At 61.7% G+C, this 14,551-nt stretch carries 11 protein-coding genes and 2 rRNA genes (1 of these 13 cut by a window edge); 5 read left to right on the top strand and 8 right to left on the bottom strand.

Annotated elements, in window-relative coordinates; all coding sequences use genetic code 11:
* The first annotated feature begins 74 nt into the window (after positions 1-74).
* Positions 75-1,247: a hypothetical protein gene (locus LGQ10_RS24135; RefSeq protein ID WP_226523414.1), complete on the top strand. Its 1,173-nt coding sequence runs from the start codon at positions 75-77 to the stop codon at positions 1,245-1,247.
* A 57-nt stretch (positions 1,248-1,304) separates the two neighbouring features.
* Here the strand turns inward: LGQ10_RS24135 and can are convergent, their stop codons facing one another.
* Complete coding sequence (gene can, locus LGQ10_RS24130; protein WP_058433575.1) at positions 1,305-1,949, bottom strand: carbonate dehydratase; 645 nt, start codon at positions 1,947-1,949, stop codon at positions 1,305-1,307.
* A 153-nt stretch (positions 1,950-2,102) separates the two neighbouring features.
* Here can and LGQ10_RS24125 point away from each other — a divergent pair, with 153 nt between their 5' ends.
* A complete protein-coding gene (locus LGQ10_RS24125; protein ID WP_226523413.1) occupies positions 2,103-2,435 on the top strand; it encodes a serine kinase/phosphatase in 333 nt (110 codons plus the stop codon).
* 7 nt (positions 2,436-2,442) lie between these two features.
* Here the strand turns inward: LGQ10_RS24125 and rimI are convergent, their stop codons facing one another.
* Positions 2,443-2,895, bottom strand: a complete 453-nt coding sequence (gene rimI / locus LGQ10_RS24120) for a ribosomal protein S18-alanine N-acetyltransferase (RefSeq protein ID WP_226523412.1) — start codon at positions 2,893-2,895, stop codon at positions 2,443-2,445.
* Between the two features lie 8 nt (positions 2,896-2,903).
* Positions 2,904-3,689, bottom strand: a complete 786-nt coding sequence (locus LGQ10_RS24115) for an energy transducer TonB (protein ID WP_226523411.1) — start codon at positions 3,687-3,689, stop codon at positions 2,904-2,906.
* Positions 3,690-3,868: 179 nt separating this feature from the next.
* On the opposite strand from LGQ10_RS24115, the gene mksB reads away from it, so the two are divergent.
* The 3 genes from mksB to mksF are packed head-to-tail and all read left to right on the top strand — an operon-like array spanning position 3,869 to position 8,683.
* A complete protein-coding gene (gene mksB / locus LGQ10_RS24110) occupies positions 3,869-5,146 on the top strand; it encodes an Mks condensin complex protein MksB (RefSeq protein WP_226523410.1) in 1,278 nt (425 codons plus the stop codon).
* Complete coding sequence (mksE, locus tag LGQ10_RS24105; protein ID WP_058435382.1) at positions 5,136-5,843, top strand: Mks condensin complex protein MksE; 708 nt, start codon at positions 5,136-5,138, stop codon at positions 5,841-5,843. Before mksB ends, mksE begins: the two co-directional genes overlap by 11 nt.
* Positions 5,840-8,683: an Mks condensin complex protein MksF gene (gene mksF / locus LGQ10_RS24100; RefSeq protein WP_226523409.1), complete on the top strand. Its 2,844-nt coding sequence runs from the start codon at positions 5,840-5,842 to the stop codon at positions 8,681-8,683. The genes mksE and mksF overlap by 4 nt, the downstream gene beginning before the upstream one ends.
* Before the next feature lie 72 nt (positions 8,684-8,755).
* On the opposite strand, the gene LGQ10_RS24095 is transcribed toward mksF, so the two are convergent.
* The 5 genes from LGQ10_RS24095 to LGQ10_RS24075 form a co-directional block, all read right to left on the bottom strand.
* A complete protein-coding gene (locus LGQ10_RS24095; RefSeq protein ID WP_226523408.1) occupies positions 8,756-11,086 on the bottom strand; it encodes a PqiB family protein in 2,331 nt (776 codons plus the stop codon).
* Positions 11,079-11,702, bottom strand: a complete 624-nt coding sequence (locus LGQ10_RS24090) for a paraquat-inducible protein A (RefSeq protein WP_058438056.1) — start codon at positions 11,700-11,702, stop codon at positions 11,079-11,081. Before LGQ10_RS24090 ends, LGQ10_RS24095 begins: the two co-directional genes overlap by 8 nt.
* On the bottom strand, positions 11,689-12,348 hold the full coding sequence (locus LGQ10_RS24085; RefSeq protein ID WP_226523407.1) for a paraquat-inducible protein A: 660 nt from the start codon (positions 12,346-12,348) through the stop codon (positions 11,689-11,691). The genes LGQ10_RS24090 and LGQ10_RS24085 overlap by 14 nt, the downstream gene beginning before the upstream one ends.
* Positions 12,349-12,495: 147 nt before the next feature.
* Positions 12,496-12,611 (bottom strand): 5S ribosomal RNA (rrf, locus tag LGQ10_RS24080).
* Between the two features lie 145 nt (positions 12,612-12,756).
* A 23S ribosomal RNA gene (locus tag LGQ10_RS24075) occupies positions 12,757-14,551 on the bottom strand (it continues 1,096 nt past the right edge of the window).

Below are 14,551 nucleotides of genomic sequence, written 5' to 3'. Positions count from 1 at the left end.
TGTCGCTGTGCCCGGTGCTGTTCCAGTATGTCTTGACCCCCTCCGATGGGGTTCACGCTGAAAAGGATCTGAGCATGTTGAAAATCGCAGGACTGACCCTCGCGCTGACCGCCGCTGCACTGAGTTCCACCGTCATGGCCGACGTCGAGGTCGATCTGGGCAGCCCGCAGCGGGTGACCCGGCTCTTCGCCTACCCCAACAATTGCAACGTCATCTGCTATCGCGACTGGAGCCTGGAGCAGACCGTGGCGCACTACCTGACCCAGAGCGTGCAGCGCGACGGGTATGCCGACGCCAAGGTCAGCGTCAAGACGGCAGGCGACAGGGTCCTGGCCTCGCTTAGCGGGGTCCCGGCCGGCTACGACAAGCCGCTGAGCGCCTTGCTGGACGCCGGCGACCTGGCCTACAAGGGCGCCAGCCAGCTCAACAGCGAGGGCAAGTGGGCCTACAGCTGGTACCTGTTCCTGCCGTTGGGCATGGCCCTGGACAATCGCAAGAGCGTCGAACTCCTGCACTTCCCGCCGGACTATTCCCTGACCCAGGCCCAGGATTACCTGGAATCGGCTACCACCGACCGCTGGGCCACCCTGCTCACCGCCAACGGCATCGCCGCCGCGCAAACCCCGGCCTACCAGACCATCGTCGACATCGCCCCGATCGCCGCACCGTCCAATGCCGGCAAGGACCTGGAGGGTGTGTACAGCTACTTCAACACCTACCAGACCACCATGGTCAAGCAGGTCAGCCAGAACGCCAGTGGCGCGGCCCTGCCGATGGTGGCCTTCGGCGCACCGGTGCGCAGCTGGCTCAAGCAGCAGTACGGGGTGACGGTGAGTGTGCTGGGCCTGGCGCAGATCAGTCCCAGCGAGGGGCTCAAGGTGCCGGTGCTGGGCTCCAACCACCCCAGCTACATTTGGTATGCGTCGGACCCGGCCAACTACGACGACGATGAGGCCAAGGCCGACGCGGCGGGGCTGAAGGTGATGGGCCAGGACCTGAGTGCCGCTTGCTGGCAGGCCGGCATGGGTAGCAAGCCGGGCAGCGATCCGAAGACGCAGCTCGATAGCTGCACCCAGACCTGGCAGGTCACGCAGAAGGTCGAGACCTGCGAGATGTTCTACACCTCGATCCGCAAGCTGGATGAACAACAGGCCGCGGCCAAGTGCACCAGCGCGCCGGTCAAGAGCCAGTTGCAGCAGCTCAAATCCCCAGCTCCTGCGCCCAGCACCGAGGTGCCGCACCTGTAGGACGCCTGCAGCGCTGACACCGGCCCAGCCTGTGTCGGCGCTACAGGGCCGGGTACATCAGGGCGTGCCCACCGGGCGCAGGCGATACTGCGGCGGCAATTGCTCAGGGCCGCTGATGGTGGTGTTCAGGCTTTTCCAGCGGCCGTCCTTGATCCCGTAGATGCAGCCATGGATCGACAGGCTCTGCCCGCGATGCCAGGCGTTCTGCACGATGCTGGTATGGCCGACGTTAGCCACTTGCTGGATCACGTTCAGCTCGCACAGGCGGTCGACTCGCTCCTCTTCGGAGGTCAGCTCGCCCAATGCCTCGCGGTGCTCGTAGTACAGGTCGCGGATCGAACGCAGCCAGCCATCGATCAGGCCCAGCTGGCGATCCTGCATCGAGGCGCGCACACCGCCACAGCCATAGTGGCCGGTGACCAGGATGTGCTTGACCTTGAGTACGTCCACGGCGTACTGGATCACCGACAGGCAATTGAGGTCGGTGTGCAGCACCACGTTGGCCACATTGCGGTGCACGAACAGATCGCCCGGCAGCATGCCGACGATCTCGTTGGCAGGCACTCGTGCATCCGAACAGCCGATCCACAGGTATTCCGGCGTCTGCTGGCGAGCCAATTTGGAGAAGAACTCCGGATCCTGCTGCTTGATCGCCTCGGCCCAACGCTCGTTGTTATCAATCAGGTCTTGTAGTTCGTTCATGCTGTGAAGCCTCAGGAATGATGCGCAGGTTTGACAGACGACCTCCGGTCGGGGTCACGCGTGATGTCGCAGATACCGGTCATCCCATGCCGGGGAATCTTCAGGGTGGGGCTCGGTCCACCCCTTACGAGTCCTGAAGCATGAGGATTGACCATGACTGAATCACGACGTCCCTACACCGCGCCGCAGCCCGAGCCCATCGACGATGACCAGGATCGCATGGGCTCCATGCAGGAGCTGCATTTCGATGACGAAGTGTCCGGTCCCGGGAACGACGACACCCGCACCGAGGACGGCTCCGGCAATGACGACCTGAGCCCGGAAATTCTGACCCCGCAAGACGGCGCTCGCTCTGTCCGGGAGAAAGGGGCTAGCCGGCCCGCCGACTGGGACCTGAGTATCGTCGATGATTCGCAGATCGGTGCAGGCAGCGGTCTGGATGAGGCTGAACTGGCTCGCCGCCGACCGCTGGACGGCAAGCCCTGAAGAAGGCTCAGTCGACCAGGGTACAGGCCATGACCAGAGCGTCTTCGCGCCCGCCTACCGCCGGGTAGTAGTCGCGGCGGCGCCCGACTTCATTGAAGCCATAGCGCTCGTAAAGCCGATAGGCGGTCTGATTGCTGGAGCGCACCTCCAGGAAGCATTCGCGTGCGTCCTTCTCGTAAGCGCGCTTCATCAGGGCCTCGAGCAGGTGCAAGCCAAGGCCACGGCCCTGGTTTTCCGGCTTGACGGTGATGTTCAGCAGGTGGGCTTCGTCGATGATCACCTGGATCACCCCGTGCCCGACTTGCTGGCTGCCCTCGAACATCAGCCAGACTTCATAGGATTTGAAGGCATCCATGAAAATGCCGCGAGTCCAGGGGTGGCTGAACGCGGCATATTCGATTTTCAGGATGGTATCCAGATCCGCCTCGGTAGCCAGGCGAAAGGTCAACGCGTCACTCATCGATACTTTTACTCATCAGTGCTTTTCCAGCGAGCCATCAACCGACGCATCGCTTGCCAGACATCCGCCTTGCGCTGCGGCTCTTCCATCAACAGTTCCAGCCCGGGCAAGGCCCAGGCCGAGCCCAGGCCTTCGACCTGAAGTTCGCGGTTGTAGGCTTCGGCGTTGGCCTCACCGGCAAAACGCACTGCCGGCAGGCCGATCAGCCACAGGCAGGCACAGGGTTGTTCTTCTATTCGCACACCAACGAAGGCCTGGACGAAATCCCGGGCGGCCTCGGGGCCCTGGTCCAGGCTGCCCCGGGTCAGCCGCGGCCAGCGCACCGGTTCGGCGAGGATTTGCGGGCTGTCCGGCAGGCCGGCGGCGCGCAGCATGTCCTTGAGCAGCAGGTAGGCCGGGTCACGGCTCTGGAAGGCCTCGCCAGTGGGCAACTCCACCAGCAGCAGGCAACGCCCGGCCCGCAGGAGCTGCAGGGCGAAGCGCGGTGGCGGTACCACCGGGGCCTTGACCACCGGAGCAGCGTCCTCGTCCTCGACAACCGGTTTGGTGGCCGGACGAGCAGATGCCGCAGCAGGACGCGGCACTTCGATTTTCGGGCGCTCGACGGTCCGTGCCGCGGGGGTTGCCGCAGCCCTGGCCTCGGCGACAGGCGCAGGCGGCGCCTCCACTACCGGCTCCGGCAGGGCCAGCAACTCGGGACGCGAGGGGGCGGCAAAGGGCAATTCGCTGCGCGGCAACCAACTGACCACCTGCATGGCGGACAGATAAGCGCGACGACGGGACTCGATAAGCAAGGGTCGGCCACTTGTGGATAACTGAGGTGGGGGATTCTACCGTCCTTCGCCGAAGATCGCCCGCAGTTGATGCAGCGCAAAAGCGACAGTCCGTCTCTTAGCTGGGTCAGGGGGTGAATCGTCGCCCCCCTGATGCAGTACAATCGCCGCTTTTCATTGCCAACCAGCCGGCCATTCCGATGATCGAACCCAAGCGCGTCTTGCGCGCCCTCGCCGAACACTGGGCACTTCTGGAGCCACTGTGCGAGCACTTCGACCAAGGCACCCTGAGTCTTGCCGAACTGCGTTCACAACTGGCCACCCAGCAACTGGACAGTACGCCCCAGGACATCACCCACCTGCTGGACGTATGGATACGCCTGGACATCCTGGTCCCGGTGGCGAAAAGCCCGAACCGCTTCGAGCTCAACGCGCAGATCCACGACTTCCTTGCCTACCTGCGGCGTGAACACCGCCTGGGCCTGTGCCTGGAGATCGAAGCCTACCTGCGCCACCTGGAGCGCCTGGCGGGTTACATCCAGGATGCCTTCGACATCCGCGACGGCCACGACCTGGCCCGCCAGCTGCGCTTGCTGGACATGCGGGTGCGCGATGTCCTGAAGAAACTCGCCAACGACGAACAGGCCCTGGTGGCGGTGGCCGAACGGGCCAAGACCAGCGACCGGCAGATCCCCCTGCGCCAGCGCTACGCCGAGGTGCTGGCCACCTGGGACGAATACGTCGAGCCGATGATCCAGCTGGTGAACGCCGATGGCGCTTTCGAACAGGGCGTGCGCAAGGTCGAGAACGTGCTGTTGCGCATGCTCACCGAACAGCAGCGCCTGGGCCACCTGGTGGACGACGACATGCTGCTGCGCACCCACGCGCGGATCCTGGAGATGCAGACCAGCGCCCAGCTGACCCTGCGCCATGCCCGGGAACTGCTGCTGCCGCTGCGCGAGGAGGCCCGCCGGCACAACGCCGTGACCCGTGGCGCCGCCCTGGCCCTGTCGGTCATCCGGCGCAAGGGCATCGACGCGGTGCCCCAGGCGGCGATGCCGATGTTCACCCGCCCGCAAAGCACCTTCCTCGGCAGCTCCGGCCAGGTGGAGGCTTATGTCTACGCCCTGGCCCGCTTCGAGCCCAAGCCGGCGCGCTTCCCCAAGGCCCACAAGACCCACAAGGGCCTGGCTCCCAAGGCGCCACGCACGGTCCGGGAAATGCTCGAACGCTGCGAGAACGCGCTGCCGATGCCGGACCTGATGAGCTGGCTGCTGGACCAGGAACCGGACGGCGCCACGGACGAGCTGCTGTACTGGTTCTCCCGCCTGTCCCGGGAAAAACGCTTCAAGCGCGAGCGCCTCGAACGCCGCGAATACCACACCCAGGAGCACCAGGTCAGCCTGCGCTCCTTCGCCCTGCTCTTGGCTCGCGACGACCAGCCCGAGCAAACTGCGAGTAATGCCAATGCATCTTGATCTTTCCGAACTGTCCCAGCTGGCGCCGATCTTTCGCGAGCTGTTCAAGGGCTACCACGTCAGCCGCCGCGATCCGGAGCTGTATGCCCAGCTGTCGAACTTCCAGGACCAGTACCGCACCCTGTTCAAGGCCCTGGGATTCGAGCTGGTGTGCGATACCCGCGGCTTCTATTACTTCGTACCGGACAACGCCGCCGCACAGGTGAACAAGACCGCCCAGCGCCTGGCGCTGTTCACCTTCATCCTGGTGGAACACCTGGCCGACCAGGGCCGCGATCCGATCGCCGTGCTCGACGGCGGCAGCCTGGGCCGCGACGAACTGCCCTCGCTGCTGGACAAGTACCGTGACCTGTTCATCCAGGCCGAGGTACAGACCCAGGAAGAGCTGGAAGAAAAGATCATGCGCCGCATGACCCAGCTGGGCTTCGCCCTGGAGGAACCGGGGATCTACCGCTTCCTGCCGCCGATGCACCGCTTCCTCGATGTCTGTCTTTCCGTTCAGCAGGACCGCGACCTGGCCGCCAGCCTGCACAGCGTGCTGCCACTACCGACCCCGGTGCTGGTGGACCACGACAGCGACGAGAAACTGCTGCAAACCGATGACCCGCTGGACCTGAGCGAATTCGACGAGTCCGAGGAAAGTGAAGAAGACGCGCTGGCCCGGGCCATCGCCGAAGAACAGGAGCTCGACGCATGAGCAAGGAACGCTACGGCATCCGCCGCTTTGCCCTTTTGAACACCGCCGGTTACAGCCTGGGCCTGTTCCCGCTGGAAGAACCGCTGTCGGTCTACGGCGCCAACAACCTGGGCAAGTCGGCGTCGATCAACGCCCTGCAATTCCCGATCCTGGCGCGCATGTCGGACATGAGTTTCGGCAAGTACAGCCTGGAACAGTCCCGACGCTTCTACTTCGCCTCCGACACCAGCTACATCCTGGTGGAAGTCTCGCTGCCCCACGGCCCTCACGTGATCGGGGTCTCCGGACGCGGTCCGGGCGGCGGCTTCGGCCACCAGTTCTTCGCCTACGCCGGGCAACTGGACCTGGCGCACTACCAGAAGGACGACACCTGCCTGCGCCAGAAGGAGCTGTTCACCAACCTGGAACGCAATGGCCTGAAGGCCTACGAGCTCAAGCCCGATGAGCTGCGGCGCCTGCTGGTCGGCGGCCATACCTCGATTCCCCTGGACCTGACCCTGATCCCGCTGCGCTCCACCAGCGAGCAGAGCCTCAAGACCTTCCGTGCCCTGTTCATCAACCTGCTGCACATGCGCGAGATCACCGCGGCCAAGCTCAAGCAGCTGTTCCTCGACGCCTTCGAGCACAGCCTGCGTTCGGGCAGCGTCGACTACATCGCTGCGTGCGACGAAGCCTTCCGCGACGTGCGACGCATGGAGCAGGACTACAACTCCCTGGTGGCTGCCGGCCCCCTGGTGGAGGCCCTGGCCAACGGCGTGAAGCAGCGGGACATCCTGCGTGGCAAGCTGCATCGCCTGTCACCGCTGCTGGACTCGCTGCTGGGCACCTGGTCGGACTATGCCGGCGCCCGCAAGGAAGAGCTGACCATCCAGGCCGAGCACTACCGCAACGAGCAGGACGCGCTGCAGAACGACCAGCGCAGCAGCACCCAGGAAATGATGCGCCTGGAGCGGGAAATCACCGGCACCCAGCGCTGGCTGGGCGAGCTCTCGGTACTCAAGCACCGCTTCGCCCTGGTGGACGACGTCAAGGTCCTGGAACAGCAACTGCTGGCCGCCAAGGATGCCCACGACGAGCTGGCCGGCGCCCTGGCCCAGTCCCGTCAGTTCTCCGCCGAAGACCTGGAAGAGCGCCTGCGGGACCTGGAAAAACGCCTGAAATCGGTCAAGCAGCAGCTCGATAACGCCGACAACAACAGCTATGCACGCCTGCGCGAGGAGTTCTCCCAGCAGGATGTAGAGCGCCTGATGCGCCTGTTCAACAGCGCGCTGTTCAGCTTGCCCCTGGGTGAACATGGCATCGCCCTGGACGACGATGGCGAGTGGGTGAAGTCGGTGGAGCTGATCCTCGACGGCTTCAAGGGCGAGCGTTTCGAAGTTCCCGGGCTGACCATCGACATCTCGCACATCGAGCCACCGGCGTTGCAGGCCCTGGCTGACCGTGCGGCCCTGCGCGACCAGAAAGAGCGCCTGGAAAAAGAGCTCAAGCAGCTCAAGACCCAGGCCGCCGTGGCTGCCGACCGCGCCGCGAGCAAGACCCAGACCGAAGCCCTGTACCAGCAGGTACTGGATGCGCAGAAGGCCCTGGAAGACTTCCGTCGTACCCAGACCCTGAACGCCGAGGAAGGCGAGAAGCTGGAACAGCTGGCACAGATGGAAGCCGCCCAGGACGAACTCAAGCGCTCCAGCGACGCCTTCACCGAACGCGTCCAGCAGCTGTCGGCCAAACTGCAATTGGTGGGTCGCCAGATCAGCGACATGGAGGCCAAGCAGCGCACCCTCGACGATGCCCTGCGCCGTCGCCAGTTGCTGCCGGCAGACCTGCCATTCGGCACACCATTCATGGACCCGGTGGACGATTCCATGGACAACCTGCTGCCCCTGCTCAACGACTACCAGGACAGCTGGCAGGGCCTGCAGCGGGTCGACGGCCAGATCGAGGCACTGTATGCCCAGGTGCGCCTCAAGGGCGTGGCCAAGTTCGACAGCGAGGACGATGTCGAGCGTCGCCTGCAACTGTTGATCAACGCCTATTCGCACCGTACTGAAGAAGCCCTGACTCTGGGCAAGGCCCGCCGCGCCGCGGTGACCGATATCGCCCGGACCCTGCGCAATATCCGCAGCGACTACGACAGCCTGGAACACCAGCTGGCGCTGTTCAACCGCGAGATCAACAAGCGCCAGGTCTCCAACCTGCAGAGCTTCCGTATCGTCCTGGCACCGAACAAGGAAGCGCTCAAGCATATCGACCAGATCATCCACAGCGCCGGCCAGTACGAAGAAGGCGAGACCCTGTCGGTGTTCGACTTGAGCCAGAGCGCCGAGCAGGACAACAAGAACGAGGAGGCCAAGGAGTACCTGGCACGGCTGGTAGCGGCCAACCATAACCAGCTGGGGCTCAAGGACCTGTTCGAGCTGGCGTTCGAGATCACCAAGGTCAACGGCCAGCCGGTGATCCATACCGACATCGATGGCGCGGCGTCCAACGGCACCACCATGACCATCAAGGCGCTGACCAACATGTACTTGTTGCTGCACTTGATGGACCGCGACCAGGCCGGGCGCATCCGCCTGCCCTACTACCTCGACGAGGCGGCGGACATCGACGAGCGCAACCAGGCGGCGCTGCTGGAAACCAGCCTGCAACTGGGCTTCGTGCCGATCCTGGCCAGTGTGAAGCCCCAGGTCTCGGCCCAGGTGGCCATCGACCTGGAAGGTGGCAGCGGCCCGAACGGCATCTACATCGATGAAGCGGACTGGAAATTCATCCGTCGTCATGACCGGGTCGAGGCGGTGCTGAACGAGCAGGCCGAAGTGCAGAAGGAACTGGACGAGGCCTGATTTCACCGGCTGCAAAGCAAAAAGGCCGCCCTCGCAAGAGGGCGGCCTTTTTCATTGCGCCTGCCAACCCGGCTATTTCACCTGGGAGGCCGCGGGCTTGGTGCCAAGGGGGATCTTCGGCGCCCAGGTCAGCCATTCATCCTCGAACTTGTCGAACAGCGGGAATGTCTGCTCGGGGCGCGCCGGGTTGCCCATGCGCTCGCCATCCGGCGTGGCGAAAGCGATACCTCCCTGGATCAGCGTCTCCAGGGACTCGGTACGCACCGTCGCGCCCTTGAACAAACCGAAGTCCATGCCAAAGCCACTGCTGTTCCAGAAGCGCGTGCCGCCACGCACCAAAGGAGCATATTTAGGCTCGATGAGGACGTGGATCAGTACCCGGTCAGCGGTCTGCCCCAGCTCGTAGCCGGTGACCTTGCCCACGGTCACCTCACGATAGGTGACCGGCACGCCGATCTTCAGCGAGCCACGGCGAGCGGCGCTCAGCACCAGGCTCAGGCCAGGCTCCTGGACACTGTCCTGCGGCGGTTGTGGCAAGGCCACGAAGCTGGTCTGCACCCCCTGGTTCTTCAGTGCAGGCTGGACCTCGATGTACTGGCCTGTCACCAGGGTCTCCAGATTCGAGGTTTTCATCAGGCCCAGCTCAGGCTTGACTACCCAGAATTGGCTGCCGACCCGGGCGATACGTTCGGGCACTTCGGTAATCCGCGCCTTGAGCATCACCGACTGCATGTCAGGGCTCAGGGTCACTTCTTCCAACTTGCCCACGTCCAGCCCCTTGAAGCGTACCGGGGTGCCAGCGCGCAGACCGTCGGCACGCTCGACGCGGATCTGGACCACCGTGCCGTGCTGCGTCGCCTCTTCCTGGTTGGCGAACAGGCGGAACCGGGGGATGCGTTTTTTCAGCGGCACATTGGCCACCGGAGTCTCGAAGGCAATACCGCCGGCCATGAGGCTTTGCAGTGATTCGCTCTTGATCTGGATGCCCCCGGTCAGGCCACCGGTGAGGGTGATGCCGCTGACGTTCCAGAAACGTGTCGAACCGTTGATCAGCCCTTCGTACTCTTTCTCGATGTGGACGCCGATCACCAGTTGCTTGCGGGTATGGGAGAACTGATAACTCTGCACGGCCCCGACCTTGACCTGCTTGTAGAGGATCGGGCTGCCAACATCCAGGGAGCCGAGATTGTCGGTGAACAACACCATGTGCAGGCCCGGTGTACGCAAGTCCAGCGGCGGCGCCTTGGCCCGAGCCTCGAACTCACGCTGCGGCGCCGCGCCCTTGTCCCCCGGGCGAACGGCGATGTAGTTGCCCTTGAGCAGCGCTTCCAGGCCGGTAATGCCTGCCAGGGTGATAGAGGGCTTGACGGTCCAGAACTGGGTCCCCTGGACCAGATAATCTTCGGCCAGTGGGTCGAGGGTCAGCTCGGCCGTGGCGCTGGTCAGGTCGGCATCGACCTTGAGGGCCTTCAGGCTACCGACCTGGATGCCCTTGTACATCACTGGCGTGTGCCCGGCCTGCAAGCCCTCGAAGTCGCTGAGCTTGACCTTGACCCGGATGCCAGCCTGGGCGGCGTCGAAATCCTCATAGAGGCGAAATGGCAGGCTCGGATCGGTGGGTGGACTGTCCTTGCGGTTCTCCGGGGTAGCGAAGGCAATGCCGCCGGCGACGATGCTGGCCAGGGATTCGCTGCGGATCTTGAGCCCGCTCAGATTGGCGTCGACGCTGATGCCGCTGGCGTTCCAGAAACGCGTGTGCTTGCGCACCAGGCTGGCGTAGGTCGGCTCGATGTAGACCTTGAGTTCGACGGTGCTCTGATCTTCGGAGAGCAGGTAGCTCTTGATCTGACCGACCTGGATCTGCTTGTAGAACACCGGGCTGCCACGAGTCAGGGAACCCAGGCGGTCAGCCTTGATGACCAGGTGCAGGCCTGGCTTGGCATCGGACAGCGGAGGCTCTTCGACCAGGGCCGTGAACTTGCGTGTCGGCTCTCCACCTTCTCCTGGGCTGACAGCGATGTAGTTGCCGGACACCAGGGTCTCCAAACCGGTAATACCTGCCAGGCTGACGCTTGGCTTGACCAGCCAGAAGCGCGTGTTGGTCCGCAGGTACTGCTCGACGTCCTTGTTCATCTCGACGGTGGCGACTACACCCTTGTTGCTGCCCTGGTCATCCAGGTCGAGGGACTTGACCTTGCCCACGGGCATGCCCTTGTAGAACACTTCGGTCTTTTTGACCTGGACGCCTTCGCCGCTTTCGAAGCGCAGCTGGATCTCGATCCCGGTTTCGCTGTAGGCCCGCCAGCCCAGCCAGCCGCCGATGATCAGGGCAATCAGGGGCAGAACCCAGATAGCCGACCAATTGGAGGCCGGGCGGGTTTTGGCAGTTGGCAAATCACTCATGGTCGTCGTCCGACTCCGTGTTGTCCCAGATCAGTCGGGGATCGAAGGTTATCGCAGCCAGCATGGTGAGGATTACCACGCTGGCAAAGGCGACCGCACCGAGGTTGGCCTCGATGCTGGCCAGCCGGCCAAAGTTGACCACCGCCACCAGGATGGCGATGACGAAGATATCCAGCATCGACCAGCGGCCGATGAACTCGATAAACCGATACATGACGATGCGTTGCCGGGCCGACAGGGGCTGGTGGCGCTGTACCGAGAACAGTAACAGGGCAATCCCCACCAACTTGAAAGTCGGCACCAGGATGCTGGCGACAAAGACCACCGTGGCAATGGGAATCATGCCGTGCTGCACCAGCTGAATGACACCCGACATGATAGTGCTGGGGCTGCCCTGTCCCAGGGCACTGACGGTCATGATCGGCAGTACGTTGGCTGGGATATAAAGGATGGCGGCCGTGATCAGCAGAGCCCAGGTGCGCAGGATGCTGTTGGGGCGACGGGCATGGACCCTGGCGCCACAACGGCTGCAGGCCTGCCCGTCACTGTCGGTCTGTTGAGGATTCAACTCGTGGCATTCGGTGCAAATCAGAATGCCTGCATCAATCGCCCGCATGCACGTCTTCTCCGGATAACGCTTGCCAGATCTGGTGTGGCGACATCACCACCTCCAGCCAGACCTGTATCAATAACAGTGCGATGAAACACACCAGGCCCAACCCCACGGCAATGGACGCCATGTCAGCCAGCTTGACGATCGCCACCAGTACGCCCATGAGGTAGACCTCGAGCATGCCCCAGTCACGCAGGTGGTGATAGACACGGTAGAGCAGCAAACCGTAGCTGCGACCGATATTCCAGCGAATGCTCAGCAGGACCAGCAGCTGGCAGACCAGCTTCAGCAAAGGGATGCCCATGCTGCAGAGGAACACCACCACCGCGACGCCTTGCATGCCGGTATCGAACAGGCCCACTACTCCACTCCAGACCGTATCGTCGGAAGTCTGTCCCATCAGATCGAGCTGCATGATGGGCAGGAAGTTGGCCGGCACGTAGAGCAACAAGGCGGCAAGCACCAAGGCCAGGCTACGCTGGACGACATTGTGCCGATGGGCGTAGAGCTCGTAGCCACAGCGCGGGCATTGGGCCTTCTCGCCATGGGCAAGCTTGGGCTTGCGCATCAGCAAGTCGCACTCATGACAGGCGACCAGCTCATCCAGCGGCAATTCCGATACCCCGGAGGTATCAACCGGATCCAGCATAGAGGGCTCGGGAAATGAGGGAAATGACCGCTATTCTAATATTCCAGTTTGAAAATAACTGTGCAAATTTGTGCCAGGATCAAAATGGTTTTTCGCGCACAAAGACAAAACCCCAACTGCTTTCGCAATTGGGGTTTCGGAATTTAATCTTGACGATGACCTACTCTCACATGGGGAAACCCCACACTACCATCGGCGATGCATCGTTTCACTACTGAGTTCGGGATGGGATCAGGTGGTTCCAACGCTCTATGGTCGTCAAGAAATTCTGGAGCCGATCCGTTGCTTATGCAACGAGCCAGCAAATGGGTATGTAATAGGTTTGGTTTGTGCTTCAAACTTTCGGTCTGTCATCTTCACACACCGCAATCTGGCCTCTTTCGAGTTCGCAAATTGCTTGGGTGTTATATGGTCAAGCCTCACGGGCAATTAGTATTGGTTAGCTCAACGCCTCACAGCGCTTACACACCCAACCTATCAACGTCGTAGTCTTCGACGGCCCTTTAGGGGATTCAAGATCCCAGTGAGATCTCATCTTGAGGCAAGTTTCCCGCTTAGATGCTTTCAGCGGTTATCTTTTCCGAACATAGCTACCCGGCAATGCCACTGGCGTGACAACCGGAACACCAGAGGTTCGTCCACTCCGGTCCTCTCGTACTAGGAGCAGCCCCTCTCAAATCTCAAACGTCCACGGCAGATAGGGACCGAACTGTCTCACGACGTTCTAAACCCAGCTCGCGTACCACTTTAAATGGCGAACAGCCATACCCTTGGGACCGGCTTCAGCCCCAGGATGTGATGAGCCGACATCGAGGTGCCAAACACCGCCGTCGATATGAACTCTTGGGCGGTATCAGCCTGTTATCCCCGGAGTACCTTTTATCCGTTGAGCGATGGCCCTTCCATACAGAACCACCGGATCACTAAGACCTACTTTCGTACCTGCTCGACGTGTTTGTCTCGCAGTCAAGCGCGCTTTTGCCTTTATACTCTACGACCGATTTCCGACCGGTCTGAGCGCACCTTCGTACTCCTCCGTTACTCTTTAGGAGGAGACCGCCCCAGTCAAACTACCCACCATACACTGTCCTCGATCCGGATAACGGACCTGAGTTAGAACCTCAAGATTGCCAGGGTGGTATTTCAAGGATGGCTCCATGAGAACTGGCGTCCCCACTTCAAAGCCTCCCACCTATCCTACACAAGCAAGCTCAAAGTCCAGTGCAAAGCTATAGTAAAGGTTCACGGGGTCTTTCCGTCTAGCCGCGGATACACTGCATCTTCACAGCGATTTCAATTTCACTGAGTCTCGGGTGGAGACAGCGCCGCCATCGTTACGCCATTCGTGCAGGTCGGAACTTACCCGACAAGGAATTTCGCTACCTTAGGACCGTTATAGTTACGGCCGCCGTTTACCGGGGCTTCGATCAAGAGCTTCGCTTGCGCTAACCCCATCAATTAACCTTCCGGCACCGGGCAGGCGTCACACCCTATACGTCCACTTTCGTGTTTGCAGAGTGCTGTGTTTTTAATAAACAGTCGCAGCGGCCTGGTATCTTCGACCGGCATGGGCTTACGGAGCAAGTCCTTCACCCTCACCGGCGCACCTTCTCCCGAAGTTACGGTGCCATTTTGCCTAGTTCCTTCACCCGAGTTCTCTCAAGCGCCTTGGTATTCTCTACCCAACCACCTGTGTCGGTTTGGGGTACGGTTCCTAGTTATCTGAAGCTTAGAAGCTTTTCTTGGAAGCATGGCATCAACCACTTCGTCGCCTAAAGGCAACTCGTCATCAGCTCTCGGCCTTAAGATCCCGGATTTACCTAAGATCTCAGCCTACCACCTTAAACTTGGACAACCAACGCCAAGCTGGCCTAGCCTTCTCCGTCCCTCCATCGCAATAACTAGAAGTACAGGAATATTAACCTGTTTTCCATCGACTACGCTTTTCAGCCTCGCCTTAGGGACCGACTAACCCTGCGTCGATTAACGTTGCGCAGGAAACCTTGGTCTTTCGGCGTGGGAGTTTTTCACTCCCATTGTCGTTACTCATGTCAGCATTCGCACTTCTGATACCTCCAGCAAGCTTCTCAACTCACCTTCACAGGCTTACAGAACGCTCCTCTACCGCATCACTTACGTGATACCCGTAGCTTCGGTGTATGGTTTGAGCCCCGTTACATCTTCCGCGCAGGCCGACTCGACT

Origin of the sequence: Pseudomonas sp. L5B5 (assembly GCF_020520285.1) — a bacterium.
Lineage (GTDB): Bacteria > Pseudomonadota > Gammaproteobacteria > Pseudomonadales > Pseudomonadaceae > Aquipseudomonas.
The sequence above is the reverse complement of the archived record's forward strand: the minus strand, read 5'-3'. Positions and strand labels throughout refer to the sequence as shown.

Excerpts from the sequence above, each read along its gene's own strand:
- LGQ10_RS24135 (WP_226523414.1), top strand. The coding sequence starts at position 75 with ATGTTGAAAATCGCAGGACTGACCCTCGCGCTGACCGCCGCTGCACTG.
- can (WP_058433575.1), bottom strand. The coding sequence starts at position 1,949 with ATGAACGAACTACAAGACCTGATTGATAACAACGAGCGTTGGGCCGAG.
- LGQ10_RS24125 (WP_226523413.1), top strand. The coding sequence starts at position 2,103 with ATGACTGAATCACGACGTCCCTACACCGCGCCGCAGCCCGAGCCCATC.
- rimI (WP_226523412.1), bottom strand. The coding sequence starts at position 2,895 with ATGAGTGACGCGTTGACCTTTCGCCTGGCTACCGAGGCGGATCTGGAT.
- mksB (WP_226523410.1), top strand. The coding sequence starts at position 3,869 with ATGATCGAACCCAAGCGCGTCTTGCGCGCCCTCGCCGAACACTGGGCA.
- mksE (WP_058435382.1), top strand. The coding sequence starts at position 5,136 with ATGCATCTTGATCTTTCCGAACTGTCCCAGCTGGCGCCGATCTTTCGC.
- mksF (WP_226523409.1), top strand. The coding sequence starts at position 5,840 with ATGAGCAAGGAACGCTACGGCATCCGCCGCTTTGCCCTTTTGAACACC.
- LGQ10_RS24095 (WP_226523408.1), bottom strand. The coding sequence starts at position 11,086 with ATGAGTGATTTGCCAACTGCCAAAACCCGCCCGGCCTCCAATTGGTCG.
- LGQ10_RS24090 (WP_058438056.1), bottom strand. The coding sequence starts at position 11,702 with ATGCGGGCGATTGATGCAGGCATTCTGATTTGCACCGAATGCCACGAG.
- LGQ10_RS24085 (WP_226523407.1), bottom strand. The coding sequence starts at position 12,348 with ATGCTGGATCCGGTTGATACCTCCGGGGTATCGGAATTGCCGCTGGAT.